At 76.9% G+C, this 3,286-nt stretch carries 4 protein-coding genes; 2 read left to right on the plus strand and 2 right to left on the minus strand.

The features are described from left to right. Positions 1 to 172: 172 nt before the first annotated feature. Positions 173 to 352 (plus strand): hypothetical protein, encoded by a 180-nt coding sequence (locus ATM99_RS14855; protein ID WP_062103647.1) that lies wholly within the window; start codon positions 173 to 175, stop codon positions 350 to 352. Between the two features lie 168 nt (positions 353 to 520). Next, a complete protein-coding gene (locus ATM99_RS14860) occupies positions 521 to 1,042 on the plus strand; it encodes a CDP-alcohol phosphatidyltransferase family protein (protein WP_062103648.1) in 522 nt (173 codons plus the stop codon). A 60-nt stretch (positions 1,043 to 1,102) separates the two neighbouring features. On the opposite strand, the gene ATM99_RS14865 is transcribed toward ATM99_RS14860, so the two are convergent. After that, complete coding sequence (locus ATM99_RS14865) at positions 1,103 to 2,467, minus strand: FtsX-like permease family protein (protein ID WP_223305141.1); 1,365 nt, start codon at positions 2,465 to 2,467, stop codon at positions 1,103 to 1,105. Next, positions 2,464 to 3,286: ABC transporter ATP-binding protein (locus ATM99_RS14870; RefSeq protein WP_062103649.1), on the minus strand; the 823-nt coding region annotated here is incomplete at its 5' end. The genes ATM99_RS14865 and ATM99_RS14870, both read right to left, overlap by 4 nt.

Below are 3,286 nucleotides of genomic sequence, written 5' to 3' on the forward strand. Positions count from 1 at the left end.
CCGTCGTCCACCGCCCCGCCCGGCGCCCTGCACCCGCCCAGCGCGCTCGCCCGCCACCGGACGATCCCGCCGCCGAACGCGGGGTTCCGCCGCTCAACGGCCCCCGTCACCGGCCCGACCCCGCACTCGACGCCCGCACTCGACGAGAGGGCCCGGATCACGCACGGCACCGGTGTCGACGCCGGGGTCCGCCGGCGGCTCCGCGGTGCGGTCGACGTCGACCCTGCGGTTCCGCTCGCTCGACGAGGTCCGGGTCGGTCTCGACGCGGCGGGGCTGGAGCTCGTCGACGTCCGCGACGCACCCGACCGCCCGGGGCAGGAGCACGTCGTCGTCGCCCGCCGCCCTGCCTGACGCCTGACCCACGGTCCCCCGCGCACCGCCGAACGCCGGGTCGCGCCGCTCCTGGGCGTCACGAACCGGCAGAACCCCGCGTTCGGCACCGTGGTGCGACGGCCGGGGCGTGGGGCGACCCCATCGGTCCCGCGTCCCGCCGCGGACGACGGCGTAGCGTGCGGGCGCGTGGGGCGGTGGCTGCCGGACGCGCTGTCGGCCGCGCGGGGCGTGCTCGCGCTCGCGCTGCCGTTCGTCGTCGACCGCCCGGCGCTGCTGGTCGCGCTGTACCTGCTGGCGGGGCTGACCGACGTGCTCGACGGTCCGCTCGCGCGGCGGCTGGGGACGGCCGGGCCGCGGGGCGCGCGGATCGACTCGGTGGCCGACGTGCTGCTGTTCGTCGTCGCGACGTGGCTGGTGGCCCGGGCGCTGGGCGCCGACGCGGTGCCGCTGCTGCTGGCCGCGGCGGTCGTGGCCGCGCTCAAGGTCGCCGCCGTCGTCGTCGGCGCCGCGCGGTTCGGGCGCCTGGTGATGCGGCACACGACCGCCAACCGCGTGGCCGGGGTCGCGGTGTTCACGGCCCCGCTGCTCTCGGTCGCCGGGTGGACGGGGGCGCTGTGGTGCGTCGTCGCGGCGGCGGGCACGGCGGCGGTCGACGAGCTCGTCGTCCAGACCCGCGCGACGACCCCGGACCCCGACCGTCGCTCCTGACGCCGCCGTCGCGCCCCTCGGACCCGCCCCCAGGGGGTGGGACGGGCCCGAGGAGCCGGGTCAGTCCGCGCGCACGACCGTCTCGGCGAGCGTGCGGCGCAGCAGCGGGCGCGACGCCTCGGTGGCCAGCAGCACGAGCGTGATGCCGACGGCCAGGCTCCCGACGAGCAGCAGCAGCCCCGACGGCGCGGACAGGATGATCTGCCCGAACAGCGGGAAGAACATGACGAACGACGCGAGCGCCGAGCCCACCGACGTGAACAGCAGCGGGGCGAGCACCTCGCGCCGGCGCACCTGGTCGAACAGGTCGTCCGGGACGCCCGCGAGCCGCGCGAGCGACAGCTCGCGGCGCCGGTCGAGCACGGCGGCGGCCTGCGCGATCCCGGCCGACACGGCCGACAGCAGGAACGTGATGGCGAGCGTGAGGATCGCCCCGGTGCGGATGTCGGACATCTGCATGACGGCGTCGGGGTCGCTGTTCCCCGCGAGCGACACGAGCGCCGGCACGGCCGTGAGGCACCCGGCGACGAACGACGCGAGGCCCAGCCCGCCGACGATCCGCCACATGGCCTTCGGGTCGTCGAGCAGGCGGCGCGCGGCCAGCAGCTGCGCGGGCGTGCGGGCACGGCGCAGCCGCACGCGCCCCATGACGCCGAGCACCCACGGCCCGATCGCGTTCATCGCGAGGAACGCGACGGCGAGCATGCCCAGCAGCACCGTCACGAGGATCGCGGCGAACATCTGCCCGTTCACGGACACGAACATGAACGCGGCGAGCGCGACGAGCGCCACGACGACGCGGACGGCGGTGAGCCCCGGCTTCGTCTCGCGCCGCGCGACGCCCAGCGGCGAGACGACGACGCGGCGCAGCGTGACCGCCCCGCTGACGGCGGCGAGCACGGGCACGACGAGCCACGCGAGCAGCACGACCGGCACGCCGACCCACAGGTCGCCGACCGTGAACGGCCGCCCCTGGAACGGGATCTGCGTCCAGACGCCCAGCAGCAGGCCGTACAGACCGGTGCCGATCACGGCGCCGATCAGCCCCTGCAGCGCGGTCTCCAGGAGGGTCAGCCCGACGACCTCGCCGGGCGTGGCGCCGATGAGCCGCAGCGCCGCGAGACGGGCGTCGCGGCGCGCGACGCCGAGGCGGGCCGCCGCGCCGCCGAGCGTCAGCAGCGGCACGACCAGCAGGATCGTCGCGGTGACGGCGAGCGTCACGTAGAAGCCGCCCATGTCGCGGTCGAACTGCGTGACGGGGTTCTCGGCGCGGTCGACGAAGCCGAGCAGCGCCGCGACGACCGACAGCGTCAGCGCGGTCGTGACGGCGAACGCCGTGAGCGCGAGGACGGTCGTGGTGCGTGAGTCGCGGCCGCCGGCACGCTGCAGCCGGGGCGCGAGCGCGAGGACGGGGCTGATGCTCACCGCGCACCGCCGAAGACGTCGGAGACGCGGGCCGCACCCAGGTCGTCGGGCAGCACACGGGCGGGCTTCTCGCCCGGGCGCGGACCGACGCCCTCGCCCGCCGTCGAACCGGGCGGCACGACGAGCCCGTCGCGCATGTCGATGCGCCGGTCGCACCAGGCCGCGACGTCCGCGTCGTGCGTGACGACGACGAGCGACGCGCCCACGGCGCGGGTCGAGTCCACGAGGACCTTCATGACGTCGTGCCCGGTCTGCTGGTCGAGGGCACCGGTGGGCTCGTCGGCGAAGACGACCTCGGGGCGCGTGATGAGCGCGCGGGCGACCGCGACGCGCTGCGCCTGCCCGCCGGAGAGCTCGCCCGGCCGGCGCCCCTCCGCGCCGGCCAGGCCGAGCGCCGCGAGCCACTGGCCCGCGGCGGCCTGCGCGTCGGACCGGGACGCCCCGGTGAGCATCGCCGGCAGCGCCACGTTCTCGAGCGCCGACAGCTCCGACAGCAGCTGGCCGAACTGGAAGACGAACCCGTAGCGCGTGCGCCGCAGCAGCGACCGCTTCTTCTCCGAGAGCGCCTGCACGGGCTCGCCGCGCAGGGTCACGGTGCCGCCGGACGGCACGATGATCCCGGCGAGCACGTGCAGCAGCGTCGACTTGCCGGACCCCGAGGGGCCCATGACGGCGAGCGACTCGCCGTCGGCGAGGTCGACGTCGACGCCCGCGAGCGCGGTGGTCGTGCCGAAGCGGTGCACGAGCCCGCGCCCGGCGAGGCGGGGAGCCGTGCCGGTCCACGCGGACGTGACGGGCCGGGCGGCGTCGGGGGCGGCC

The sequence above is a fragment of the Cellulomonas sp. B6 genome, from assembly GCF_001462455.1.
Taxonomy (GTDB): domain Bacteria; phylum Actinomycetota; class Actinomycetes; order Actinomycetales; family Cellulomonadaceae; genus Cellulomonas.